Origin of the sequence: Streptomyces xiamenensis (genome assembly GCF_000993785.3) — a bacterium.
Classification (GTDB): Bacteria; Actinomycetota; Actinomycetes; order Streptomycetales; family Streptomycetaceae; genus Streptomyces; species Streptomyces xiamenensis.
This window is the reverse complement of record NZ_CP009922.3, coordinates 5,639,770-5,665,507: the sequence shown is the minus strand read 5'-3', so window position 1 is coordinate 5,665,507 and position 25,738 is coordinate 5,639,770. Positions and strand designations below refer to the sequence as shown.

The window sequence follows — 25,738 nt, the reverse complement described above, 5'->3', positions numbered from 1 at the left end:
GTGGAGATCAGTGTCCGGAATCTGACGCTGCGGTACGGCGAGTCCGTGGCCGTGGACGATCTCGATCTGACCATCGCGGACGGCGAGGCCCTGGTGCTGCTGGGCCAGTCCGGGTGCGGCAAGACCAGCACCATGCGGTGTGTCGCGGGTCTGGAGTCGCCGTCCGCCGGGCGGATATCGGTGGGCGAGACGGTGATGTTCGACGGCGAGCGGGGCATCAACCGTCCGCCGCACAAGCGCAACATCGGCATGGTGTTCCAGTCCTACGCGATCTGGCCGCACCTGACGGTCTTCCAGAACGTGGCCTTTCCGCTCGTCATGAAGAAGACCGGCCGGGCGGACACCGCCCGGCGGGTCGGCGAGACCCTGGACCTGGTGGGCCTGGGCCATCTCGCGGAGCGCGGGGCGAGCATGCTCTCCGGCGGTCAGATGCAGCGGGTCGCGCTGGCCCGCAGCCTGGTCATGGAGCCCTCCGTCCTGCTGCTGGACGAGCCGCTGTCCAACCTCGACGCCCGGCTGCGCCACCGCCTGCGCACCGAACTGCGCGAACTCCAGCAGAAGATCGGCCTCACCTCGATCTATGTCACCCATGACCAGGACGAGGCGCTCGCGCTGGCCGACCGGATCTCGATGATGCAGGCCGGGAGGATCGTGCAGACGGCGCCGCCCGCCGAGCTGTACGCCCGCCCGCGCAGCGCCTCGATCGCCGAGTTCCTCGGGGTGGCCAACATCTTCGGGGTCACGCCCGAGGACGCCGGCACCGTGCGCCTGGAGGGCACCGGCATCCGGCTGGCCGTGGCGCCCTACGCGAAGGGCGAGCAACTGCGCGCCTGTGTCCGCGCCGAGGACCTGCGGTTCGCCGCAGCGGACGCCACCGGCCCGAACCTGCTCCCCGGGGTGATCACCACCAAGGTCTTCCAGGGCGGGACCGTCACCTACCGGGTGCGCGTCGAGGGCGGCCCGGAGGCCGACATCGTCGGCTCCAAGCACGAGGAGTCCCGGCACGGCGTCGGCGACCGGGTCACCCTGACCGTGCCGCCGGCCGACATCCAGGTGCTGCCGCACGAGGTGCCCCGGTGAGCGGCGTCGCCGGGAAGCGCCGGGGCACGGCGCCACTCAGGTCCGGCGTCCGCCGCCTGATGTTCCCGGCCGTGCTGTACGCGGTGCTGGCGATCCTCATCCTGCTGCCGATCGCGCTGGTGGTCCTGTCCGCCTTCACCTCGACGACCCCGCGTCCGGGAAATCTCTCCCTCAGCGGCCTGACCCTGGAGAACTTCTCCACGGTCTTCGGCGCCGGGCCCCGCAGGGCCGCGCTGAATTCGCTGGTCGTGGGGGCCGGCGCCTCACTGGTGGCGCTGTTCTTCGGTGGGTTCCTGGCGTTCTGCACGGCGCGTTCCAATGTGTACTGGCGCGGCTTCCTCTATCTGGCGGGCATCGTGCCGATGTTCCTGCCCTCGTACGTGGGAGCGCTCGCCTGGGGACTGCTCGGGGGGCCGAACGCGGGCTTGCTGAACGTCCTGGCGAACGATCTGGGCGGCTCGTCTTTCGTCAACATCTACAACATGGGCGGTCTGATCTTCGTCCTGGGGATCTACTACGCGCCCTACGCCTTTCTTCTCATCCACAGCTCCTTCAGCCTGATGAACCCGGACCTGGAGGAGGCGGCGAACGTGCACGGGGCGCGTCCGCTGCAGACGCTGCGCAGGGTCACGCTGCCCCTGGCCACCCCGGCGATCCTGGGGTCCGCCATCCTGATCTTCGTTCTCACCATCGAGAACTTCCCCGTCTCCCAGATCATCGGCGGCGCGGCCGGCATCGACACCCTGCCGACGTACATCTACCGCCTCATGAACAGCTCCCCGTCCCGGGGGAACGAGGCCGCCGCGGTGGCGATCACCCTGGTGCTCGTCGTGCTGGTGGTCACCGCCCTGCAGCGCAGGGTCCTGGCGAAGCGGACCTACACCACGGTCTCCGGCAAGGGGATGAAGCCCGGACGGTTCGACCTGGGGGCCTTCCGGCTCCCGGCCCTGCTGATCGGCTGCGGCTACTTCCTGCTGGCCACCGTCCTCCCGCTGCTGGCCCTGCTGTTCGTCGCCCTGCACAAGACGCCCTACATCAGCACGGTCACCGGCGCCTTCGGCGAAGGCCGGCTGTCCTTCGACGCCTTCGGGGACGCGCTGGGATCTGACCTCATCCACCGGGCCACCGTGAACTCGGTGGTGGTCGCCGTATCGGCCGCCGTCGTGGGGACCTTGCTGGCCTTCACGGTCTCCTACGTCGTCAACCGCTCGAAGACACCGGGGCGTGCCGGCCTGGGGTACATCTCGATGCTGCCGCTCGCGGTCCCCGCCATCGTCATGGGTCTGGGTCTGCTGTGGGCCTGGCTGATGCTGCCGTTCCCGGTGTACGGGACGCTGCTGCTGATGGTCATCGCCTTCGTGGCGGCGCAGATGCCGCAGGGCTACCAGGGGGCGAGCTCCTCCATCCTCCAGGTGGACCGCGATCTGGAGGACAGCGCGGTCATGCACGGCGCGAGCCGGCTGCGGGCCATCGCCCGGATCACCCTCCCCCTGCTGCGGGTCCCGCTGACCTCGACGTTCCTGCTCCTGCTGATGCTGTCCATGCGCGAGCTGACCGTCCCGCTGTTCCTGTTCACCACCGACACCCGGCTGTTGTCGATCGTCATCTTCGACGACTTCGACAACGGCATCATGCAGCGCAGCGCGGTGACCAGCCTGCTCTACTGCGCCGTCATCCTCGTCCTGGCCTTCGTGGCCCAGCGCTTCGGCGCCGACTCGCCCAGAGCCAGGAAGCAAGCCCGTTCCCACAGGAGAGACCCGCGATGAACAGCACACTCATCCTCAGATGTACCGGCGCCGTCCTGGTGTCCGCCCTCGCCCTCAGCGCCTGCTCCGGTGACGGGGAACGGGCGATCACCGAGGGGGACCTGATCATCGACGGCGAACTGATCGCCGCCGCCGAGGTCTACGAGCAGGCGCAGACCGAGGGCACCCTGGTCTTCTACACCGGCGGCAGCGAGCAGTCCGAGGCCGCCATCGTCGACCGCTTCACCGAGGCCACCGGCATCAAGGCCGAGATCGTGCGACTGGCACCCAACCGGCTGACCGAGCGGGTCCTGAGCGAGACCGCCGCGGGACAGCTCGGCGCGGACGTGATCCGGATATCGGGTGAGGACCTCACCCTCTCCATCGCCGAGGCGGGCGCCTTCGCCCCCCACGAACTGCCGCGGGAGATCGGCGCCGCCGTCGGTGACGCCGTCCGCGAGGGCGGCACGTACATCAACAGCTTCGACCGCGTGTACTCCTTCGCCTACAACAACACCGTCGTGGACGAGGCGGAGGCCCCGCGGGACTGGGCCGATCTGATCGACGGGCGGTGGAAGGACAAGACCGCCATCACCCAGGTCGGCGCCGGGGGCAGCACCGCCGCGCTCACCCGCTTCCAGCTCGACGTGCTGGGCGAGGACTGGCTGCGGGGGTACGCGGCCACCTCGCCCCGGGTCTTCGACTCGGTGGCCGGTATGATCGACTCGCTGGCGCGGGGTGAGATCCTCATCGGTTCGGTGCCCATCGCCACCGCCTACGGGGCCATCCAGCAGGGCGCTCCCCTGACGGTCGCCGTCCCCGACGAGGGCGCCGCCGCCTACCCGTTCTACGTGGGCGTCGGCTCCTCCACCTCGCGGCCCAACGCCGGCGCCGTCTTCGTGAACTGGCTGATGTCGGCCGACGGCCAGTCGGCCGCCGCCGAAATGGGAGATTACCCTGTCCGGACGGATGTGCCGCCGCCCACCATTGGTGACCAGCAACTTCCCGGCCTGGACGACGGTTTCCTGCACCGGTCCGACATGGAGACCGCCCTTGAGCACATGGAAAGCGACGCGGACACCTGGCGTCGCGTCTTCGACTACACCGGCTGACAGTCCGCCGCCCGCCCGGCGGCCACGCCCACGACCCCAGGGTGTGTCCCCCGGAAGACGTACACAGAAGGAAGAGGTTGACCGATGGACGTCACACGAGGGATCCGGGAGCTTATTCTCGCCGGTGAACTGGTACCCAACCAGCGTCTGGTGGAAGCCGACCTGGTCGAACAGTTCCAGGTCTCTCGTGCCGCCGTCCGGGAGGCCCTCAGTGAGCTGGTGAGCGAAGGGCTCGTGGAACGCATCCAGAACAGGGGCGCCCGGGTCCGCACCATCACGCTGGAGGCCGCCATCCAGATCACCGAGGCGCGCAGCGCGCTGGAATCGCTGTGCGCCGAGAAGGCGGCCCTGCTCATCACCGACGAGGAGATCGCCGAACTGCGCCGGATCGGCGCGGACATGAGCGGGGCCGTCCAGGAGGGCGACCTGGGCCGCTACTCCCTGGGCAACCGGGAGCTGCACACCCGGGTCAACCAGATCAGCCGCCAGGACGTGGTGATGGAGCTGCTGGAGCGCCTCAACGGGCAGAGCGTGCGTCACCAGTACCGGCTGGCGCTCAAGCCGGGACGACCCGCCGTCTCGCTGCCCGAGCACCTGGCGATCATCGACGCCATCACCCGCCGCGACCCGCGGGCGGCGGCGGAGGCGATGCGCGCCCATCTGAGCAGTGTCATCGACGCCCTGCGGGAATTCGACGCGACCGTACAAGGGGAGAAACGGACATGAGCAAGCGGGAACCGGCGGGCATACCCTGCCTGATGATGCGGGGCGGAACGTCCAAGGGGGCGTTCTTCCTCGCCGAGGACCTGCCCCAGGACCCCGCGGAGCGGGACGACCTGCTGCTGCGGATCATGGGTTCCCCGCACGCCCGGCAGATCGACGGCATCGGCGGCGGCCACCCGCTGACCAGCAAGGTGGCCGTCGTCACGCCCCGGGGGCCGGACACCGTGGACTACCTGTTCCTCCAGGTCGCGGTGGACGAGGGCGTGGTCTCCGACCGGCAGAACTGCGGCAACATCCTCGCCGGGGTGGGGCCGTTCGCCCTCGAACGCGGGCTGGTCCCGGCCACCGGGGAGCTGTCCACCGTCCGCATCGGCATGCTGAACACCGGGGGCACCGCACGGGCCCACGTGCGGACCCCGGACGGCGCTGTCAGCTACCGGGGGGACGCCGCCATCGACGGAGTGCCGGGCACGGCCAGCCCCGTCGTCATCGACTTCGAGGACACCGCCGGCTCCAGCTGCGGGGCGCTGCTGCCCACCGGCAACGTCCGCGACATCCTCGCGGGCACACCCGTCACCTGTGTCGACAACGGCATGCCGGTGGTCGTCATGGCGGCGGCCGACGTGGGCGTCACCGGCACCGAGAGCCCCGCCGAACTGGAGGCGGACACCCGGCTGCGGGCCCTGCTGGAGGACATCCGCCGCGCGGCCGGGCCCCTGATGAACCTGGGCGAGGTGAGCGGGACGACCGTGCCCAAACTCACCCTCGTCTCCGCGCCCCGGGCCGGCGGCACCATCGCCACCCGCACCTTCATCCCGCACCGCTGCCACACCTCCATCGGGGTGCTGGGCGCGGCCGGGGTGGCGGTGGCCGCGGCCCTGCCCGGCAGTGTCGCGGCTCCCCTGGCGGCGCCGGCCGAAGGCGCGCGGCACCGGGTGGAGCATCCCACCGGCCACGCGGACGTGGAGATCGAGCTGGCGGGCCGCCACGTGGTGCGCACCTCCGTCGTCCGCACGGCGCGCAAGCTGTTCGACGGGACCGTCTTTCCCCGACCCGGGCGATGACCCGGGCGAGCGGGGCGCGGTTCGTCTGGTCCTGTCTGCTGCTGCACGCGGTCTGCGCGCACGCGATCAGCTACGGCCTGCGCCCGGCGATGTCCTACGCGCTCCTCGAACAGGGGCACCAGGCGGTGTGGCTGGGTGTCGCCACCGCGATGTTCGCCGCGCCGCCGTTCCTGCTGGCGTTGCCGGCCGGGCGGTACTGCGACCGGTACGGGGAGCGGCCCGCTCTGGTGGGCGGCGGCATCGCCCTGGTCCTGTCCGCCCTGGTGGCGCTGGCCGCTCCCGCGTCGCTGGCGGCGGTGCTGGCGGCCACCGGGCTGCTGGGCATCGGGGTGCTGCTGGCGGCGCTGGGCGAACAGGCCTGGGTCATGAACCAGGCGTCCCCCTCCCGGCTGGACCACAGCTTCGGCGTGCTGACCTTCGCCACCTCTGTGGGCCAGTTGCTCGGTCCGCTGCTGTTGCTGCTGCCGCGCGACGGTGCCGCAGCGCCGCCGACCCGGCTCATCGCGGTGGCCGTGCTGGGCGTCGCGGTGCTCACCGTGCTGCTGTCGCTCGCCGTTCCCTCGGCACCACGCCCTCCCGCCGCCGCGCGGGCCCCCGGTGCCGCTGCCGGTGAGCACCAGGGTGGAGGGCGGGTGCGGGACCTGCTGCGGGTGCCGGGCATGGGGTCGGCGCTGTTCGCGAGCAGCATGATTCTCAGCTCGGTCGACATCCTGGTCGCCTATCTCCCGCTGCTGGCGCAGGAACGCGGGCTGGTTCCCGGCTGGATCACCCTGTTCCTGGTCGTTCGTGCCGTGGGCAGTATGGTCTCCCGGATTCTGCTGGGCAGGCTGACCACCCGGTTCGGCCGGGTGCGGGTCCTGATGGCCGGCTGCGCGCTGGCCGCGGGGGGCCTGATCCTGCTGTGGCTCCCGGTCAGCCCGTGGGTGGTCGCGGGCCTCGCCACCTGTTACGGATTCACGGCCGGGATGGTGCAGCCCCTCACCATGTCCTGGGTCACGCTGATCACCCCGCCCGGGCAGCGCGGCCTCGCCGCCTCACTGCGGCTGGTGGGCAACCGCCTGGGCCAGAACGCCGTACCGCTGCTGGTGGCGCCGCTGTCGCTGTTCGGCGGCGCCGGGGTGGTGTTCGGGGTGACCGGGATGCTGCTGCTGGCCACGGTCCCCTCCGCCCGCCGGGCCCCCGACTGACGCCGGGCCGCGGCGGCGGGGGGTCGGTGCCTTCGGGGCGGGGGCTACTCCCCCGCCGGGCCGGACGTGGCGGCGTCGGGCCGCCGCGCGTCACGGCCGATGGTGACCGCGCCGTGGAAGGGGTCGGCGGAGACGGCCGACATCGTCTCCAGCGCCGTGTCGGGGACGGGCAGCAGGTGCGCGTCGACCCAGGTGTCCCCCGTCGCGGCGTTGGCCCAGGGGTCCTCGATGACGACGGCGCCGGGTACGGTGCCGTGGCACAGCACCCAGTGCGGCACGTCGAACCCCTGCATCGCGGCGAGCGAGAGCAGGAGGAGCACGTGCTCGCGCCGGTCGATCGCGGCGCGGATCGCGGCGGTGGTCAGGCGTCGCGGGTGGATCGGGACGCCGAGCCGTCCGGCGTCCGTACGGGACACGCGCTGGAGGTGGGCGCGCCAGCCCTGCTCGTTCTGTGGGTGGTGGTCGATCAGGACGGGCCGGTCCACGTCGAGGTGGACCTCGACGGGGAGCGAGGGCCACGCCCGGCGCACGGCCACGCCCAGTCCTACGGGCTCGCAGGCGGGGAAGTTGGTCGCGTCGCGCCACAGGGTCAGCTCGGCGGTGCGGTCCAGTGCCTCCCGTGGCAGCTCGCCCGCGTGTTCCCGCGCGACCAGGGCGGTGACGGCACCGCAGGTGAAGTGCGTGGTCTGTCCGTAGTACGCGGGTTCGTGCCCCGCGCCGTCCCGCAACCAGTGGACGTACCCGGTGGGGGGACCGGCCGCGTCGTCCAGCTGAGCGAGCGGGGGGATCAGCGGGGCGAAGCCGGCGGCGGCGGCATCCTCGGGGCCTGCCGTCCAGCCTTCCCACTTGACCTGGGCGAGTCCGCGGCGGCGTGCGTGCTCGACGACGGCCAGGGCCGCCGCCGGCACGTCGCCGACGGCGTCGACGATCTTCAGGTAGGCGGTGTGCGGGCGGGCCGTCACGAGCGCCGCGCCCACCCAGTGCTCAGCCGTGTCGCCCGGAACGGCCACGAGGTACGGGGTGTGGGCGGAGCGGTCGACCGCCCGCCAGCGCTCCCCCACCTCGGCGGGCACGAGCCGCGCGAGCGGGTCCGGCGGCGCAGCGGGATCGAACGGGACGACGATGCTCTGCTCGGACGGGTCCTGCGGGGATGTCATGGCGGCGTTCCTGGCGGGTCGGAGGGGACGAGGGGCGGGGCCCGCAGCGGTGTGCGGTGCGGGCCCCGGGCCGGTGTCAGGCACGGGACTGCCGGAGCACCCAGATGAAGTACGGGCCGCCGACCAGGGCGATCATCAGGCCGGCCGGCACCTGGGCGGGCGCGACGATCGTGCGGCCGAGGGCGTCGGCCACGCAGACCAGCAGCGCGCCGAGCAGCATCGCGACGGGGATCGCGCGGCCGTGCCGGGCGCCCACCAGCGACCGCGCCAGGTGCGGGGCGACGAGCCCCACGAACCCGACGACACCGATGGCGATCACACTGACCGCCGCCAGCACCGCGGCGATCGACAGGGCGGCGAAACGGGTGCGCTCCGGTCGCACCCCCACGATGCGCGGGGTGTCCTCGTCGACGGCGAGCAGGTCGAGCCGGCCGCGCATGGCCAGCAGCACCGGGATCGCGACGGCCAGGGCCACCGCGACCGGTACGACATCGGGCAGGGTGCGCCCGTAGGTGGTGCCCGAGAGCCAGGTGAAGATGCGGGGGGTGTTGAAGGGGTCGGCGCGCAGCAGCAGGAAGGTGGTGACGGAGCTGAGGCCGTACCCGCAGCCGATGCCGATCAGGACGAACCGGTCGGGCAGGAAGCCGCCGCGCCAGGACAGCAGGGCGATCAGCCCGAATGTGGCCAGCCCCATCGCGACCGCGGCCGCGATGAGCAGCGGCCGTCCGCCGGACAGCCCCGAGGTGACGACGGCCGCCGCGCCCAGTCCGGCGCCCGCGGTGATGCCGAGGACGCCCGGCTCCGCCAGCGGGTTGCGCACCGCGCTCTGCACGACGCATCCGGCCAGGCCCAGCGCCGCGCCGGCGAGGATCGCGGCCAGGACGCGCGGGACCCGGTCATCGAGCGCCTGCCCGACCAGGACGGGGGCGTTGCCCTGGGCCCACAGCAGGAGGTCGCCGGTCCGCAGCCACAGGCTGCCGGCCAGCAGCGCCACCAGGGCGGCCGTCACCAGGAGGGTGACCGCGCCGAGCACGACGAGGAGGAACGCGCGGCGCGACCGTGCGGCGACCCGTACGTGCGGGGGTTGCCGCAGCCCGCCCGTGTCCCGCAGGCGGAGCGCGAGGAGCACGATCACGACGGAGCCCAGCAGTGCGGTCGGTACCCCGGTGGGGATGGAGGCGGCGCCGCTCGCGCCCTGCACCGCGCGCAGTGTCGCGTCGGCGAGCAGGATGAGCAGCGCGCCGAGCAGCCCGGCCGCGGGGATCAGCAGGAGATGGCGGCGCAGCGCGGTGACCCGTCCCGCGATCAGGCGGGCCAGGACGGGGGCGCCGAGGCCGACGAAGGCGATCGGGCCGGCGAGGGTGACCGCCGTGCTGGTGAGGAGCACCGCGCAGATGACGGCGGTGACGCGGGTGGCCCGGATCGGCACGCCGAGGGTGGCGGCGGCGTCGTCGCCCAGGTTCATCACGTCCAGCCGCCGGGACAGCGCGAGGGCGACGATCAGCACGACGGCGACCAGGGGGAAGGCGCGCGTCGAGGCGTCGATGTTCAGCTGGGCGAGCGAACCGCTCCCCCAGGCGAAGAGGCCGGTGGTGTTCTGCTTGAACAGGATGAGGAGCATGGCGGTGGCCGCCTGCAGGGCCATCGCCGTCGCCGAGCCGGCGAGTATGAGGCGGGTGCCGGTGGTGCCCGCGGCCCGTCCCGCCAGGAGCAGCACGAGTGCCGCCGCCGCCAGGCCGCCCGCGAAGGCGACGGCGCCCGAGGCCCAGAACGGGACGGTGAGACCGAGGGCCGCGACGAAGGAGAGCGTGAAGTAGGCGCCGGCGGTGACCGCGAGGGTGTCGGGGGACGCCAGGGCGTTGTGCGTGACGGACTGCAGCAGCGCGCCGGCGCAGCCGAGGGCGAAGCCCACCGCGACGCCCGCCAGCAGGCGCGGCAGCCGCGAGCCGATGATGATCTCGCCGACCGGCGCCCCGCCGGTGGTGTCCCGGTCCCCGGTCAGGTACCGCCACAGGTCACCTGCGCCGATGCCCGAGGTGCCCTGGGTGAGGTGCCACATGCCGACCAGGACCGTCACCACGAGCAGGGACGCCAGGACGGCGACCCCGGCGGGAGGGCCGCCGCGCACGGGGCGCGGCGGCGTGTCCTGCCGGGGTACCGGGGTGTGTGTGGTGCTCACTTCTGGTCGAGGACATCGACGTAGGCGTCGATCGCCTGCGCGCAGGAGCGCGGGCCGCCGGCGCCCCACACCCGCGCGGGGAAGGCGTGCGCGCGGCCTTCCCGGACGGCCGGCAGGGTCGTCCACAGGGGGTTCTCCTCCAGCGCGGCGACGTACCCGCCGACGCCTTCGTCATTGGCGTAGAAGAGGTTGGCGTTCCCCACCGCGACGAGCCCTTCGACGTCGGTCTGGGCGAGGCCGTAGGAGGGGTCGACGCCGCCGTTCCCGTGGGCCTCGTTGACGGCGTCGTCCCACACGGGGTTCATGCCGAGTTCCTTGCCGATCTCGGTGAACAGGGCGCCGTCGCCGTAGGGGCGGATGGTGAGGTTGCCGCCCTGCACCCATCCGTCGAAGAACAGGAAGTCGTTCGTCGGCAGATCGGCGTCGATGACCTGTTGCTTCGCCGTGGCGAGGTGCTCGTCGAACTCCTGGAGGACCTGGTCGGCGCGCTCGGAGCGTCCGGTGGCCTCCCCGATCATGCCGAACACCTCCCGCATGTTCCCGATCGGGTCCTGCGGGTTGGCACCGCGGGTTGCCAGGACGGGGACGCCCCGGCTCTCCAGCCGCGCGATGGTCTCGTCGTCGGCGTCGTACGCCTCCACGACGACGAGGTCGGGGTCGGCCGCGTAGAGGGTGTCGAGGTCGGGCTCCTCGCGGGTGCCGATGTCGGTCACCCCGGCGGGCAGTTCCTCGGCGCTCACCCAGGTGCGGTACCCCTCGGCGTCGGAGACCGCGACGGGGGTGACGCACAGGGTCAGCGCGTCCTCGATCTGCTGCCACTCCAGGACGGCGATCCGCTGCGCGGGCTTGTCGAGCTGCACCTGCCGGCCGACGCCGTCCGTGAGGGAGACCGGCTCCGTGGAGGTGGTCGTGGTGTCCTCGGCGCAGCTCTGCGAGGCGGGCGAGGCGTCGGCGGAGGCGTCGGCGCCGGTGTCCTTCGCGGGCTTGTCGACGTCCGTCGTGCCGCAGGCCGTTGCGGCGAGCACGATGAGCCCGGTGGCGGTCGACGCCGCCAGGCGACGGGCACGGTTCATGAAAAATCCTCTTTCCTGCGGTGCGACGCGGCGCGGCGGAGGTGCCGTGCGGCGCGGTGGGATGGGGCGGCGGGGGTGCCGCTTCAGGGAGTGCCGTCGGTCCGCTTCAGGCGGGGTGCCGTCCCAGCGGGTCGATGCGGAGGCGGCCGGTGCGCGGGTCGACGCCGACCTCGACGCGGATGTCGTAGACCTCGGAGATGTTCCGCGCGGTGAGGACGTCGGCGGGTTCACCGGCCGCGTGCACGCGGCCGGAGCGCATCAGGACCAGGGTGTCGGCGACGCGGGACGCCTGGTCGAGGTCGTGCAGTACGACGCCGACGGCGATGCCGTGCTCCTCGACGAGGTCGCGCACCAGGTCGAGTGTCTCGATCTGGTAGCGCAGGTCCAGGTGGTTGGTCGGTTCGTCCAGCAGCACGACACCGGTGTCCTGGGCGAGGCAGGCCGCGAGCCAGACCCGTTGCATCTCGCCGCCGGAGAGTTCGCCGACGGGCCGCCCGGCCATGTCGCGCACTCCGGTGACGCCCATGGCGCGGTCGATCGCGTCGTGGTCCCCGGCGGTGGGTCCGGCGAAGCTGCCCCGGTACGGGTGGCGCCCGAAGGCCACGACCTCGGCGACCGTCAGCCCCTGGGGTGCGGGCCTGGACTGGGAGAAGAGCGTCACCTCGCGGGCGAATTGGCGGGCGCTGAGCAGGGCGGTGTCGCGCTCGGTCTCCTCGCCGGGCGTGGTGAGGGTGACCCGGCCGCCGTCCACCCGGTGCAGCCGGGAGAGCGCGCGCAGCAGGGTGGACTTCCCACTGCCGTTCGGTCCCACCAGGGCGGTCGCGCGGCCGGGTTCCAGAGCCACGGAGACGCCGTGGACGACCGGGGTGCCGCCGTACCGCAGCACCAGGTCGTGCCCGTGGAGGGCTGCCACCGGGGCGACGGGGCCGGCCGCGGGGCGTGCGGTGCGCCGGAAGGGGCGTGTGAACATCGGGGGGTCCGGGTGGTCGGAGGGGCAGGGAGTGCGGGCACCCTCCGTCCGGTTCTCACCGGCCGGGCCGCGAACTCTCCCCCGCACGGCGGGAACCGTTCACGGCGAGCAACAACTAAGGGTTACCTAACTCCGAGAAGGTTATATTCCCCTCGCCATGTCGACAATCAGGAGGCCCGGACACCCGATACGGGATTCCGGACATCGGGCGGAGCGCCACCGGCCGGGTCGAAGAAGGCGCCCGGGGTGGTTCCCATGACCCGCCGGAAGGCCGCGATGAAGGAGCTGGGCTGCGCGTAGCCGAGTACCTCGGAGACCGACATCACATCGAATCCCTCGGACAGCAGGGCCAGCGCCCGGTGTGCGCGCAGCATCTGCCGCCACTGGGCGAAGGACAGACCCGTCGCGTGCCGGAACGCCCGGGTGATCGTGCGGTCGCTGATCCCCAGCGACCGCGCCCACTCCTCCAGCGAACGGCCGTCGGCGGGGTCCTCCAGCAGAGCCTCGGCGATCGCGTCGATCCGGGGGTCGCCGGGCAGCTGCAACGCGAACTGGCGTTCCGCGGGCCGGAGCACGTCGAACACGACCGATTCCGCCCGCGCACGCGCCGCCGCGTCGAGATCCGCACGGGACAGATGGGCCAGCAGCGATTCGAGCAGCGGGGTCATGGCGATGGTCTTCGGTTCCGCGAACGCGAACGGTGTGCGGTCGGGTGCGAAGAAGGCGTCGTGGAACTCCGCGCCCGCCGTCGCCCGGCCGCCGTGCACCATTCCGGCGGGCATCCACAGCCCGTGCCCCTCGGACACGGTGAACACGCGGTCCCCCACCCGGGAGGTCAGCGTGCCCCCGCGCACCCAGACCAGTTCGTGCAGGGCATGCGAGTGCGGCGCCCACTCCGTGGGCACCCGGGGGATCCGGAACCCGGCGATGATCGCCATCGAGGCCACCGCGCGCTCCGGCAGCGCCACCGTCGCGCGTACCGCGGTGCCCGCCTCGCGCCGCCACATCCCGGGGTTCGCTTCACCACGGGAGGACCTGACCATGCGCCGGAGTCTATCCCGGGGCCCGCGCCCGCCCCGGGGCCCGGCCGTCCCCGGGGGCCCCGGGGACGGCCGGTGGGTTCACTTGTGCAACTCCTCCCGGGTCTTCTCGGTGAGCAGCCGGACATAGGCGTCGGCCCAGCCCTGGACCGTGCTGTGGTCCCACAGATCGGTGGCGTACGCGATGTACCCGGTCAGGATGTCCCCGGCGGGGACCAGACCGAACGCCGACTCCGCACGCGCGGCCGGCACGATCAGGTCCTCGACGGCCGTGTCGAGACCGGGGAGCTTGATGTCCGTGCGCAGCGAGCTCTGGTACTGGAACCCGATGGTGACGCGGTCCGGTATGCCCTCGGGTCCGTGTTTCTCCCGGAGCGCCGCGACGACCTTCCGCAGCGGCAGGACGTGATCGACCCCCTCGGTCGCCGCGCGGGTCACCCCGTCGACGAGCGCGCCGAAGTCCCGGGCGTCCCCCGCCCGTACCCGCAGCACGTACGTCGCGGCCGTGCAGGCGACCAGCGACTCGAACTCGCCGCGGTCCCGGTTGGCGTAGGGCACGCTGAGCAGGACGTCGGGTTGCCCGGAGAGCCCGGACAGCAGGAGCCCCAGGGCGGCACCGGTAACGGCGAAGGCGGTCGTGCCGCGCGCCGCGGCCAGGCGCTCCACGTCGCGGCGCACCTCCGCCGGGACGGTGAACAGCACCGCCCGGCCCTTCCCGCTCGGCTTCGGCGGGCGCGGGCGGTCCAGCGGCAGCGCCGTGCGGAAGGGAGCGCCGGTCAGCTGGGGCACCCAGTACGCCGCCCTGCGCGCCGCCTCCCGCTCCGGCAGGGCATGGCGCTGCTGCCACCGGGCGTAGTCGGTGGACTGGAGCGGCTCCGGGAGCTGATCGGGGATGCCGCTGACCGCTGCCGCGTACAGGGCGGCCCAGTCGTGCAGCAGGACACTCACCGCCCACCCGTCGCACGAGGCGTGGTGCAGGACGAACAGCAGCACCCAGGTGGAGGGGCCGGTGCGCAGCAGCCGGAACCTCGGCCGCACCCCGGCGGTGAGGTCGAAGGGGGTCTGCGCCAGTTCGGCGCTCACGCGATCGACCTCGGTGTCGCGCGCGTCCGCGGGGTGGGCGCTGAGATCCTCCACGGGCAGGTCGACCGGCCGAGGCGGGAGCACCTCCTGCGACCAGGCACCGTTCTCCTCGACGAAGCGCAGCCGCAGGGACTCGTGGCGTGCGACGAGCCGGCCGAGCGCCGTGCGCAGATCTTCCGGGTCCAGCTCACCGGTGAGTGTGATCCGCATGGCGACGTTGTAGACCTGGGGCAGCGGGTGCTCGTGGTGTCCGGTGATGAAGCCCTGCTGCTGGAGTGTCGGCGGCGCGCGGTGCGCCAGTTCCCGGGCGGGGCCGGAGTGCAGCCCGGCCAGATGGCGGGCCACCGCCCGTGGGGTCGGCTCCTGGTAGAAGCGGGTCATGGAGAAGTCGGTGGCGAACTCCGCGCGGATCCGGTTGGCCAGCCGGATCGCGGTGATCGAGTGACCGCCCAGGTCGAAGAAGGACACATCGGGGTCGACGGCGTCCGGGTCCAGGCCGAACTCGGCGGCCCACAGCGGGCGCAGTCGCGCCTCCCACTCCCCGGGCTCACCGCTCGCCGCGGCGGGGGCGGGGGCGGGGGCGGCGGGCTCCGGGGCGCGCGCCGGGGCCGGCAGCCGCGTGGTGTACCCGGGCGCGGGAAGCGCCGCGCGGTCCACCTTGCCGGTACCGGAGAGCGGGAGCCGGTCCAGTACCGACCATGCCCGTGGCACGAGGTACTCCGGCAGCCGGTCGGCGAGTTGCCGCGTCAGCCGGTCCGCGAACGCCCGCGCGCCCTCCCCGGCGTCCGTGCGGGGGTGGGCGGGGGCCACGAAGGCGACCAGGCGTGGCTCGTCCCGGGGGCCCGGGCGGGGCAGCACGATGGCCTCCCGCACCTCGGGGAGGCCGGCCAGGACCCGGGAGACCTCTTCGGGGTCCACCCGGAAGCCGCGGATCTTCACCTGGTCGTCGCCGCGGCCCAGGAACTCCAGGACGCCCTCCGCCGTCCACCGCACCAGGTCGCCGGTGCGGTACATCCGCCCGCTCCCGCCGCCGGGGTGGCGCTCGTGGCGGAAGCGGTCCGCCGTCAGGGCGGGCTCGTGCAGATAGCCGTCGGCGATGCCCGGCCCGCCCACGGACAGCTCGCCCGGGGTGCCGACCGGCGCCGGGGCGCCGTGCTCGTCGAGGACCGCGAGGCGGACGTTGTCGATGGGCCGGCCGATCGGGATCGGAGCGGAGTCCTCGCCGGGCCCGTCGGGGGTGACGCCGTACGCGGTGCACAGCACGGTGACCTCGGTGGGGCCGTAGAGGTTGACGACCTCGTAGCGGCTCCCGGCCCTGGGCCGGGTGCGCAGGATGTCCCCGCCCACCGCGAGGTGGCGCAGCGGGGGCTGTTCGTGGGCCGGCAGTTCGAGCACGGTCTCGGCGAGGGCGGTGGGCAGGATGCTGAAGGTGACGTGCCGGTCCGCGTACCAGCGTGCCAGCGCCCGGGCGTCCTGCCGGTCGGTGTCGTCCGCGACGGCGAGGGAGGCGCCGGCGGTCAGCGTCGGCCAGATCTCCAGGACCGAGGCGTCGAAGCTCTGGCTGCACAGCAGGGCGCTGCGGTCGGCCGGGGTGAAGGAGAAGCGGCGGTGGTGCCACTGGCAGAGGTTGACCACGGCCCGGTGCGGCACCACCACGCCCTTGGGGCCGCCGGTGCTGCCGGAGGTGTAGATCACGTAGCAGGGGTCCTGCGGTCCGCTCACCGCGGCCGCGGGCGGGGGCGCGGCGTCACCGGGCGGATCGGCGAGTCCCACGACGCGGGTGTCCGCCGGCAGCGGCGGCAGGTCCGGCGCGTCCCCGCGGGCGGCGAGCAGGATCGGCGCCCCTGCGTGGGCGATCACGGTCCCGGCGCGCGGCCGGCCGAGCGAGGGGTCCAGGGGGAGGTAGGGGCGTCCCGCCTTCAGGACCGCCAGCAGGGCGACGACGAGGTCGGGGCCACGGGGAAGCCAGACGGCGACGGGGGCGGCGGGATCGGTGCCGGGGTCCTGCCGGCGGATCGTGGCCGCCAGCCGGTCGGCGCGCCGGTCCAGTTCGCCGTAGGTCAGTTCGCGGTCGCCGCAGATCACGGCGGTGCGGTGGGGGGCGAGTGCCGCCTGGCGCGCCACCCGTTCGTGCACCGTGACGGCTTCCACCGGGTGTTCCTCGCCGTGCTGCCACGCCTGCGGTACGGGCGTGTCGTGGGCCGCCTCGGCGGGTGGCTCGTCGAGGGCGGACAGGGGCCGTGCGGGATCGCGGACGGCCCCGCGCAGGATCCGGTGCAGGGCGGCGTAGAACAGGTCGACGGTGTCCGCGTCGAAGAGGTCGGTGTTGTACTCCAGTTGGCACAGAATGCCCGTGGGCCGGTCCGTGAAGTACACGCTCAGGTCCGTGAGGGATTTGTCCGGTCCCGCTTCCAGCGGTTCCGCCCGCAGGCCGGGCAGGTCGAAGCGGAACGGCTCGCCGGATTCGTACTCGGCGATGACCTGGAAGACGGGGGTGTGCGCGGTGGTGCGCGGCGGGGCGAGGGCCTGCACCACGGAGTCGAAGGGGAGCGCGGCGTGGTCGTAGGCGTCCAGCGCCACGGAGCGGACCTTCCGCAGCAGGGTCTCGAAGGCGGGGTCGCCGGACAGGTCGACGCGCAGGGCGACCGTGTTGAGGAAGAACCCGATGACATCCCGGTACTCCGGGGGGCGGTTGGACGTCGGGGTGCCGATGACGACGTCCCGCACGCCGGTCATCCGGTGCAGCGCGGCCGCGTACCCGGTGAGCAGCGTCATGAACAGGGTGGTGCGGTGCTCGCGGCTCAGCCGCCGCAGCGCGTCCGACAGTTCGGGGTCCAGAGTGCGGAACTCCGCGCGGCCGCGGGAGGTCATGGCCGCGCTGCGCGGCCGGTCCAAGGGGAGGCTGGAGACGGGCAGTTCGCCGCGGAGGTTCTCCCGCCAGTACGCGAGGTCCTGCCGCGCCGTGTCACCGTCCCGCGCGGCCCGTTGTTCGCGGGCCGCGTCGAGAGGGGTCCGTTCCAGCACGGGCAGCTGCGGCGCGGTGCCGGTGCGTGCGGCCCGGTAGAGCTCGGACAGGTCCCGCGCCATGATCGTGGCGGACGCGGCGTCCGAGACGATGTGGTGCAGCGACAGGACCAGCACATGGCGCTGGGGGCCGGTCCTGATGAGGCGGCTGACCAGCAGGGGGCCGTTCTCCAGGTCGAAGTGCCGGGCGCTCTCGGCCGCCAGCACCTCACGCACGGCGGCTTCCCGTTCCTCCTCGGACGCCGTCTCGTGGTCGATCAGTTCGTGATCGAGGCGGCCGGTGGGCAGCACGAACTGGCGTGGCTCCCCGTCCGTTTCGCGGAAGACCGTGCGCAGGGCCGGGTGCCGGGCCACCAGGCCGTGCAGTGCCGTGCGCAGGGTGTCCGCGTCCAGCGCGCCGTCGAACCGGATGGCCTTGACCTCGTTGTAGGCGGTGCTGTCCGGGAAGAGCTGGTGCAGCATCCACACACGCTGCTGCCCGGGTGACAGCGGGGTGCCGGGGTCCTGCGGCTCCTGCGGCTCCTGCGGTTCCTGTGGCCGGCGCGGCCCCGTGCCGCTATGGCCCCGGCGCAGGGCGTCGAGATGTACGAGTCCCGATCGCAGCGCCCGGGGCGGCACGCCGAAGTCGACGAGCGAGACGATCTCGTCCGCCCCGGCCGCGCTCACCGCCTCCACCACGGGTGAGACGCTCTCGGCGGTGCCGATCAGGGCGCGCTGGTCGCAGTAGCGGTCGTACGCCCGGCGGAACAGGGCGTCCAGGTCGTCCTCGTCGAGCCCCGTGAGGTCGACCTTGTACCCCAGGCTGTTGGCGACGCCGCCGAAGAGCGACAGGGAGGACCGCATGTACCGGGCCAGCGGTTCGTAGGCGTCGGCCCGGGCCTGGTCGTGGTCGGCCGCGAGGTAGGTGTGCAGCAGGACGGCGACCCGGCCCGCGTCGGGGTCCAGGCCGTGTTCGGCCCGGGCGCGGCGGTAGCGCGCGATGTTCGCGGTGAGTTCCTCGACGCTCTGGGACATCAGGTTGGTGACGATGCCCAGGTCGTGCCGGGCGGCCAGTTCGTAGGACGCGGGGTTGCCGACCACGGCCGTGAACATCGGCGGGTCCTGCTGGACGGGGCGGGGGAACAGCCGGATCGCGGCCTGGCCGTCGCCGCCGGCGCGCGTCAGCGCCTCACCGCGCCACAGTCGCCGGATGTCCGCGAGCTGTTCGTACATCAGCTCCTTGTGCCGGCCGAAGCGTTCGGGGAAGAAGACAAAGTCGTTGGCGTGCCAGCCACTGGCGCAGCCGATCCCGATCCGTCCGCCGGAGAGGTTGTCGGCCATCGACCACTCCTCGGCGACCCGGACCGGGTCGTGGAGCGGGAGGACGACCGAGCCCGCGTTGAGGCGGATCCGGCTGGTCTCCCTGGCCAGGGCGGCGGCGAGTACGGCGGGGTTGGGGAAGAGGCCGCCGAAGGAGTGGAAGTGCCGCTCGGGCATCCACAGGGCGTGGAATCCGTGCTGGTCGGCGAACCGGGCGGTTTCGGCGATGAGTTCGTAGCCGTTGTCGACCTGGGGGTAGTCGCCGAAGAAGTAGAGGCTGAAGTCGGGTCGCCGGCAATCCGGTTCGGAGACCGGGGGTGTCGCGGCGGGGCGCGTGGCCTGCGTGGCCCGGGTGTTCCAGGCCAGGGCGGGTACGGCCGGCGGCGGAGCGTCCTGCGCCGCGGGCTCGGGCGCGGCCACGGGATCGGCCGCCGCTACGGGGGTGGTGACCGGGGCGGGGACGGTGGCCCGGCCGGGGGCGCTCACGGGAGCGGACCCGGGCGCGGCGGTGCGCGGGAAGAAGCCCGCGGCGCGCAGTTCCCGCAGTGATTCCTTGACCGCGTCGATGATCCGTTCGATGTCACCGTCGCTGTGCGCGGTGGACAGGAAGAAGTTGCGCCACTCCCAGACATGGATCCCGCGCAGCATCAGGTGGTGGTACAGCAGTTCCATGTCGGCACGGTGCTCGAAGCGGAACTGGGAGCCGAAGTGGCTCACCCGCAGCGGGAATTCCTCGTCCTCGAAGAAGTCGTTCAGCGTCGCCGCGAACGCGTCGGTGCGGGCGTTGAGGCGCTGCTGCAGGACGGGGCTGTGCTCGGTCAGGTGGGACAGCACGGCTCGCGCCGCGACCATCGACACCGGATGCTGGAGGTAGGTGCCGCCGAAGAACGTGGTGTCGCTCTGCGGATGGCTGTCGTCGCCGTACGCCCACAGGCCGCCGTCGACGCCGCTCATGAGGTCGGACCGGCCGGCGATGGCCCCCACCGGAAAGCCTCCACCGAGGACCTTTCCGTACGTCGCGAGATCGGGTGCGACCCCGTACAGCTCCTGCGCGCCGCGCGGTGCCGGCCGGAAACCCGTGAGCATCTCGTCGAACATCAGGACGATGCCGTGGCGGCGGGTCAGCTCGCGCAGGGCGCGGACGAACTCGACCGGGCGCAGAGACGGGTGCCGGCTCTGCACCGGCTCGATGATCACCGCGGCGATCCGGTCCGCGAGGTGCTCGATCGTCTCCAGGGACGCCGGGGCGCCGTAGTCGAGCACCAGCAGGTCCTGGACCGCGCTCGGCGGGATGCCGGGAGACACCGGCACCGTGACCCGGTCGGCACCGGAGCCGGAGGAACGGCCGAGGACGCTGTCGGCGTGGCCGTGGTAGGCGCCGTGGAAGGTGACGATCGTGCCGCGCCCGGTGGCGGCGCGGGCGAGACGGATCGCCCCGGCGTTCGCCTCCGTGCCCGAGCAGGCGAACGCGACACGGTCCAGGCCGGTGAGTCCGGTCAGCAGTTCGGCGGCCTCGCCCGTGGCGAGGTCGCGCGGCCCCAGCAGAACGCCCCGGGACAGGTGTTCGGCGACGGCCTCGGTCACGAACTCCGGTTCGTGACCGAACAGCAGGACGCCGAAGCCCATGGTGATGTCGATGTACCGGTTGCCGTCGATGTCCTCCAGCGTCGAGCCCTTGGCCCGCCGGCCCGCTATGGGGTACAGCATCTCCTTGGTGCTGCTGCGGAAGCCGACCACGGCACGGCTGTCGGCCAGCACCGGGCGATGGCGGGCCGCGGCCTCCTTGGACCGGCGGGTCCTGCGGGTGTACCGCTCCACGAGGTCGTCGAGATGGGCCTCCTGGGTGCTCACGGCCGCCCCGCTCGCGCCGGCCGGTCGCCGGACCATGCCGGAGGAACGGGAGACGCTCACCCGTGGGCCGTGGACGGGAGCCGGTCCGCCGCCGGCGGCGCCACCGGCGTCGGCCGGCTGCTCCGGGGCGGGAGCACGGCGCTCGATGTGCCGGGCGATCCGCTCCGACAGGCCGGCCATCGCCGCGAGATCGGCGTCGGTGGAGGCGGCGAGGCTGCTCAGTTCCGTACCGGGTCGGGTCACTGTCCCTCCTTGCCGCCGCCGGCCGTGGTCAGGCTCTGCCGGGAGAGCAGCTCTGACAGCTGCGACATCAGCTGGAGCTGGATTCCGGAGAGCTGCTTGATCTGGCGGGCGAGTTCCTCCACTTCGTCCCGGGTGGCGTAGGGGGCCGGCGGTGGTGGCACGGGAGCGGCGGAGGACACCGGCGGTTCGGCGTGGGGCGGGGTGGCGGAGGGAGCCGGCGGGGCCGGGGCCGACACCACGGGCGGGGCCGGGGCGTCCACGGGGGCGGGGGACTTGCGGCCGGCTATGAGTTCCGCCAGCTGACGGGGGGTGACAGCCTCGTCGAACAGCTCGCGCATGGACACCTTGACGCCGTGCGTCTGCTCCAGTTCGCGCAGGACGTTGATCATCAGCAGTGAGTCCGCGCCGAGTTCCAGGAACGAGGCGTCCTCGGCCACCGCGCCCGACCTGTTGCCCAGCGCCTGTGAGGTCACCTCGATGACGTTGGTCAGCACTTCCTCGACCGCGGTCCGTGCCGTCATGTGCGTTCCTTCCCTCGGGTTGTCCACCGCTCGCGGGGCGGTCTGTGCCGGCCCCGTCCAGTAGGTGCTGTGCTGGAAGCGGTAGCCGGGCAGCGGAATCCGCCGGCCTCCGCAGTCCTCGGCCAGTGCCTGCCAGTCGATGTGCGCGCCACCGCGGTACAGCTCGGCGGCGGCGTGCCACAGTGCTTCCGCTCCGGTGCCGCCGGTGCCGCCGCGCAGGCTCGGCACGGCGGGCACCCCGGGCAGGGCCTGCCGGGCGAGCCCGGCGAGGGCGGCGCCCGCGCCGATCTCGACCAGGGCGGTGGCGCCCCGGCCGGCGACCGAGCGCAGCGCCTCGTGGAACAGCACGGGCCGGCGCGCCTGCCGCAGGAGGTAGCCGGGGTCGGGGGTCCAGCCCGGCGGCCGGGCCGTTCCGTCCAGGCCGGAGACGAAGGGCACGGTGACGGGCCGGAAGGACACCCCGGCCAGCGCCTGCCCGAGGCCGTCCAGGGCCGGGTCGACCAGCGCGGTGTGGAAGGCCCGCGCCACCGGCAGCTCCCGCGCCCGGACCCCGCGCTCCTCCAGCAGCGCGCTCAGCTTGTCCACCTCGGCCCGCGGCCCCGCGAGGACGTGGTGGTGCTCGCCGTTCACCGCGGCCAGTTCGATGCCGGGCAGCTCCGCGGTGAAGGAGAGCGCGGTCTCCCGGTCGGCCAGGACGGCGACCATCCCGCCGGGGGCGCCGAGGTGCTCCATGAGCCGCCCCCGTTCCGCGGTGAGCAGCAGACCGTCCTCGATGGACAGCGCGCCCGCCGCCGTCAGCGCCGCGTACTCGCCGACGCTGTGCCCGGCGACGGTGTCCGGTACGACGCCCAACTGCCGCCACAGCCGGACGAGCGCGCACTGCAACGCGTACAGGGCCGGTTGGGCGGTGCTGGTGGGCCACGGCGCGGCATCCCGGCGCGGCCCCGGCCGCTCGTCGAGGAGCGGGCCCAGCAGCGAACCGCCGTGCAGCTCCTGGTAGCCGTGCTCGCACCGGTCGAGGACCTCGCGGACGGTCGCGTGGCGTTCGTACAGCGCCCGGGCCGCGCCGGGGCGCGCGCTGCCCTGGCCGGTGAAGAGGAACCCGGTGTGCGGGTCGACGTGCCGTGCGCCCGGGGCCGGCCCGGCCGGAGCGCCGTCCCGGCCACCGGTCAGCCAGTGCTCCAGGGAGCCGGCCAGTTCGGCGGCCGTGTCCCCCCGGGCCACCATGCGGTGCCGCCTGACCACGCGGCCGGCCGTGGACGTGATGAGGTCGGCCGGGTCGGTGTCGGGGTGACGGCGCAGATGGTCGCGGAAGGCCCGGACGTTCGCGGCCAGGGCGGCCTCGGTGTGGCCGGACAGCGCGAGCACCCCCGGTGGTCTTCTCCTCGGTCCGCGGGGAGCGACAGGGGGCGGCTCCTCCAGGACGAGGTGGACATTGGTGCCGCCGACCCCCAGGGACGTGAGCCCGGCCCGGCGCGGGGTGTCCCCCGCCGGCCAGGCGCGGGCCGTGCGCGGGATGTAGAAGGGGCTGCGGTCCAGGTCGAGGGCCGGGTTGGGGCGGGTGAAGTTCGCCAGCGGGGGGATGATTCCGTGCCGCAGTACGAGCAGCGTCTTCAGCAGCCCCGCCAGGCCCGAACAGACATCCAGATGCCCGATGTTGGCCTTCGTCGAACCGAGTGCGCAGTACCCGGTGCGGTCGGTGTCGTGCCGGAACGCGGCCGTCGCGCCCGCGAACTCGATGGGGTCGCCCTTGAAGGTGCCGGTGCCGTGCGTCTCCAGATAGCCGATCGAGTCCGCGCCGACCCCCGCGCGTTCCAGGGCCAGCCGGATGGCGCGGCGCTGTCCGAGCGCGCTCGGGGCGGTGTACATCGTCTTGCTCGCCCCGTCGTTGGTCACCCCCCAGCCCCGGATGACGCCGTGGACGGTGTCCCCGTCGGCGACCGCCCGCCCCAGGGGTTTGAGGACGATCGCGGCGACACCGTCACCACCGACCGTTCCGTCCGCGCCGGCGTCGAAGGCCCGCAGATACCCGCTCTTGGAGAGGATGGATCCCTTCACATAGCGGTAGCCGAGCACTTGGGGGACGTGGACGGCGGTGGCGCCCGCCAGGGCGATGTCGCAGTCCCCGACCAGCACCGACTGGGCCGCGAGCTGCACGGCGACCAGCGAGGAGGAACAGGCGGTCTGGACACCGACGGCGGGCCCGGTCAGGCCGAGCCGGAAGGCGGCGCGGGTGGCGGTGAAATCGGCGTAGTTGCCGATGAGTGCCTGGAAGCGGGAGAGCCAGTCGTCGCCGACGCCGTTCGCCAGCACGTTGTTGAGCAGATAGTTCTGCAGCGAGTACAGATGGTTGCCGGTGCTGGCGAACACTCCCACCCGGGTGCCGGGACGCTCGCGCCCGTAGCCGGAGTTCTCCAGCGCGTGGTGGGCGCATTCGAGGAACATCCGCTGCTGCGGATCGGTGCCCTCGGCTTCCCTGCCGCTCATTCCGAAGAACTCGGCGTCGAATCCGGCGACGTCCTCCAGCAATCCGCTCGCGCCGACGAAATCGGGCGCGCGGTACCGGGACGCGGGGACACCGGCGGCCCGCAGTTCCGCTTCGGTGAACCGCGTGATGCGGTCCTGGCCGGCGTGGATGATCCGCCAGAACGCCTCGGGTGTGTCCGCTCCCGGGAGACGGAAGGCCATCCCGACGACGGCCACCGCCGTGTCGTCCGGCGGGCGGGTCACGAACCGCCGCCCTGGTGGGAGGTTTTCACGTCCGGCTCCGGTGTGCCGGCGGTGTCGCGCTCCTCCGGCGGAGGTGCGGCGGGTCTTCTGCCCCGTCTCACCAGCGCGAGGAGGAAGCCGAGGCACAGCACGAACGTGAGCCCGTGGAAGAGGCCCACGACCACGATCGGAGCGTAGACCTCCAGCAGGGCGGAGCTGACGAGCATCCCGACCCCGAATCCGCCGTTCTCGACGGCGGCCGCGAGACCGAACAGCCGGCCGCGCTGCTCGTCGGGGGCTTCCTGGAGCTTGCTGACGTAGGCGATCTCGGTGAATCCGTCCGCCATTCCGGCGATCAGCGCGGCGATGACGGCGGGGACGGTGGGCAGTCCGACGAAGACGAGGACGAAGCCCACCGACATCAGGGCGGAGCCGGCCGCGAAGGCCTTCTCCCCGAAGGTCCGCCCCGTCTTGCCGTAGCGCGAGCACAGTTGGAGCGCGATGATGTGCCCGATGGCCCAGGTGGCCCAGAACTGGCTGATGAAGGTCGCCGGATGGGTGGGGTCCAGCTCACTGGAGTAGATGGGCAGCGCGACGTTGTGGGAGGAGGAGCCCAGCGCGTCGGCGCCCCGGATGGCCAGCATGGCCGCCATCACCGGTGCGGCCCGCAGCAGCGTCCAGGACACCCACCGGCTCGCCCGCCCGCTCTCCGCGCTCGCCTCGTCCCCCTCGGTGGCCGCTGCCCGGGTCCGGATCGGCAGCGAGGACAGGATCAGGGCGGACACCAGGAACGTGACCGCGTTCAGGGCGAACGCCGTCGTGTAGCCGAACTGGGCGATCACCAGGCCGGAGGAGGCGAAGCCGGCGATCATGGCGAGGGAACGGCCGGTGACCAGCAGGCCGTTGGCCTTGACCCGCAGCTCGGCCCCGACGATCTCGGGGACGCTGGTGCGCAGGGCGACCTGGTGCAGCGTCGTACAGGCACCCGTCGTGAACGCGAGCACGAACAGCAGCGGAAGCCGGCCGTCGTCCGACAGCGGCAGCAGCGCCAGCAGCATCACGGCGCGGACCAGGTCGGATCCGACCATCAGCCATTTGCGGTCGAAGCGCGAAACCAGTCGCCCGCTGACGAAGCCGCTGCCCACGCTGGTCAGCAGCCGCACCGCCATGAAGATGCCCGCCGCCATGGGGCTGCCGGTCACCTGGTACACGAAGACGTTCAGCGCCACCAGGTTGAGGTAGCTGCCGTATGCCGAGACCCCGTTGCTGAGGACGAGCAGACGGAAGTAACGCACTTTCACGACCTCCTGAGTGGCTGTCACCAGCCCGAGCAGTCTCGCGGGAACGAAGAAGGGCCCTCAGATTCTCCGGGTACGACCGGTGCCGGCCGTCACGTCGAGCTGGCCGCTGCCCGCCTCAGGTGCCGCCCGGCCACCGGTGCGCCGCACGGCGGGTTGATCGTTTCCTCGCCCATGGCCCGTCAACATAGCCGCAGGTCAGGCGGGAGGGGATCTACCCAATCGGCTATGCCCGTCGGTCCATGTCCTTCGGCCGCCCGGTCGGGGCTGATTCGCCGCCGCGCACGGGAGAGGATGGCGGTGCAGGGCCGTTCACCTGCGCCGACGGCAACGACGGTGTCCGCTGGCGGGGTTGGGGCGCCACTGTGGTCACGTCCGTA

General features: G+C 72.9%; 14 protein-coding genes. 6 read left to right on the top strand and 8 right to left on the bottom strand.

What is annotated here, in order from left to right; all coding sequences use genetic code 11:
* The 6 genes from SXIM_RS25825 (at position 1) to SXIM_RS25800 (ending at position 6,911) form a co-directional block, all read left to right on the top strand.
* Positions 1–1,080 (top strand): ABC transporter ATP-binding protein, encoded by a 1,080-nt coding sequence (locus tag SXIM_RS25825; RefSeq protein WP_030732040.1) that lies wholly within the window; start codon positions 1–3, stop codon positions 1,078–1,080.
* Positions 1,077–2,846, top strand: coding sequence for an ABC transporter permease (locus SXIM_RS25820; protein WP_046725237.1), 1,770 nt, complete (start codon positions 1,077–1,079; stop codon positions 2,844–2,846). Before SXIM_RS25825 ends, SXIM_RS25820 begins: the two co-directional genes overlap by 4 nt.
* Positions 2,843–3,937 carry an ABC transporter substrate-binding protein gene (locus SXIM_RS25815; RefSeq protein WP_052385230.1) on the top strand — a complete coding sequence of 365 codons (1,095 nt, stop codon included), beginning with the start codon at positions 2,843–2,845 and terminating at the stop codon, positions 3,935–3,937. Before SXIM_RS25820 ends, SXIM_RS25815 begins: the two co-directional genes overlap by 4 nt.
* An 84-nt stretch (positions 3,938–4,021) precedes the next feature.
* Positions 4,022–4,663, top strand: a complete 642-nt coding sequence (locus SXIM_RS25810) for a GntR family transcriptional regulator (protein ID WP_030732035.1) — start codon at positions 4,022–4,024, stop codon at positions 4,661–4,663.
* Positions 4,660–5,724, top strand: a complete 1,065-nt coding sequence (locus SXIM_RS25805) for a 4-oxalomesaconate tautomerase (protein ID WP_046725236.1) — start codon at positions 4,660–4,662, stop codon at positions 5,722–5,724. Before SXIM_RS25810 ends, SXIM_RS25805 begins: the two co-directional genes overlap by 4 nt.
* Positions 5,721–6,911, top strand: coding sequence for an MFS transporter (locus tag SXIM_RS25800; protein WP_046725235.1), 1,191 nt, complete (start codon positions 5,721–5,723; stop codon positions 6,909–6,911). The genes SXIM_RS25805 and SXIM_RS25800 overlap by 4 nt, the downstream gene beginning before the upstream one ends.
* Before the next feature lie 44 nt (positions 6,912–6,955).
* On the opposite strand, the gene SXIM_RS25795 is transcribed toward SXIM_RS25800, so the two are convergent.
* The 8 genes from SXIM_RS25795 to SXIM_RS25760 all read right to left on the bottom strand — a co-directional run bounded on the left by SXIM_RS25795 (position 6,956) and on the right by SXIM_RS25760 (position 25,355).
* Entirely contained in the window at positions 6,956–8,068 is a 1,113-nt protein-coding gene (locus SXIM_RS25795) for a peptidase C39 family protein (protein ID WP_046725234.1), read from the bottom strand.
* A gap of 76 nt (positions 8,069–8,144) precedes the next feature.
* Positions 8,145–10,247 carry an iron ABC transporter permease gene (locus SXIM_RS25790; RefSeq protein ID WP_046725233.1) on the bottom strand — a complete coding sequence of 701 codons (2,103 nt, stop codon included), beginning with the start codon at positions 10,245–10,247 and terminating at the stop codon, positions 8,145–8,147.
* Entirely contained in the window at positions 10,244–11,320 is a 1,077-nt protein-coding gene (locus SXIM_RS25785) for an ABC transporter substrate-binding protein (RefSeq protein ID WP_030732026.1), read from the bottom strand. Before SXIM_RS25785 ends, SXIM_RS25790 begins: the two co-directional genes overlap by 4 nt.
* Before the next feature lie 106 nt (positions 11,321–11,426).
* A complete protein-coding gene (locus SXIM_RS25780) occupies positions 11,427–12,290 on the bottom strand; it encodes an ABC transporter ATP-binding protein (RefSeq protein ID WP_046725232.1) in 864 nt (287 codons plus the stop codon).
* 167 nt (positions 12,291–12,457) lie between these two features.
* Positions 12,458–13,333, bottom strand: a complete 876-nt coding sequence (locus SXIM_RS25775) for a helix-turn-helix domain-containing protein (protein ID WP_078847038.1) — start codon at positions 13,331–13,333, stop codon at positions 12,458–12,460.
* Between the two features lie 78 nt (positions 13,334–13,411).
* Positions 13,412–20,830 carry a MupA/Atu3671 family FMN-dependent luciferase-like monooxygenase gene (locus tag SXIM_RS25770; RefSeq protein ID WP_342783636.1) on the bottom strand — a complete coding sequence of 2,473 codons (7,419 nt, stop codon included), beginning with the start codon at positions 20,828–20,830 and terminating at the stop codon, positions 13,412–13,414.
* A complete protein-coding gene (locus SXIM_RS25765) occupies positions 20,827–24,081 on the bottom strand; it encodes a type I polyketide synthase (RefSeq protein ID WP_281289063.1) in 3,255 nt (1,084 codons plus the stop codon). The genes SXIM_RS25770 and SXIM_RS25765 overlap by 4 nt, the downstream gene beginning before the upstream one ends.
* A complete protein-coding gene (locus SXIM_RS25760; protein ID WP_046725230.1) occupies positions 24,078–25,355 on the bottom strand; it encodes an MFS transporter in 1,278 nt (425 codons plus the stop codon). The genes SXIM_RS25765 and SXIM_RS25760 overlap by 4 nt, the downstream gene beginning before the upstream one ends.
* Positions 25,356–25,738 lie beyond the last annotated feature (383 nt).